The 654-nt window shown below is 54.0% G+C and carries 1 rRNA gene; it reads left to right on the plus strand.

Features of this window, described 5'->3' with window-relative positions:
* Nucleotides 1-654 (plus strand): 23S ribosomal RNA (locus tag GD002_RS17595); the annotation flags it as partial.

Below are 654 nucleotides of genomic sequence, written 5' to 3' on the forward strand. Positions count from 1 at the left end.
GGGTTAGTCAGGACCTAAGTCGAGGCCGATAGGCGTAGACGATGGACAACAGGTTGATATTCCTGTACCACCTCCCCGCCGTTTGAGTAATGGGGGGACGCAGTAGGATAGGGTGAGCACACAGTTGGTTGTGTGTCTAAGCAGTGAGGTGGAGAACGAGGCAAATCCCGTTCTCATCTAACACTAGGCTGTGATGGCAAGGAGAATTGTCTCCGGAGTCCCTGATTTCACACTGCCAAGAAAAGCCTCTAGCGAGGCGGGAGGTGCCTGTACCGCAAACCGACACAGGTAGGCGAGGAGAGAATCCTAAGGTGATCGAGAGAACTCTCGTTAAGGAACTCGGCAAAATGACCCCGTAACTTCGGGAGAAGGGGTGCTCTGGTAGGGTGAATAGCCCGAGAGAGCCGCAGTGAATAGGCCCAGGCGACTGTTTAGCAAAAACACAGGTCTCTGCAAAATCGTAAGATGACGTATAGGGGCTGACGCCTGCCCGGTGCTGGAAGGTTAAGAGGAGGGGTTAGCGCAAGCGAAGCTCTGAATTGAAGCCCCAGTAAACGGCGGCCGTAACTATAACGGTCCTAAGGTAGCGAAATTCCTTGTCGGGTAAGTTCCGACCCGCACGAAAGGCGTAACGATCTGGGCACTGTCTCAACG

Origin of the sequence: Sporosarcina obsidiansis (assembly GCF_009651005.1) — a bacterium.
GTDB lineage: Bacteria > Bacillota > Bacilli > Bacillales_A > Planococcaceae > Sporosarcina > Sporosarcina obsidiansis.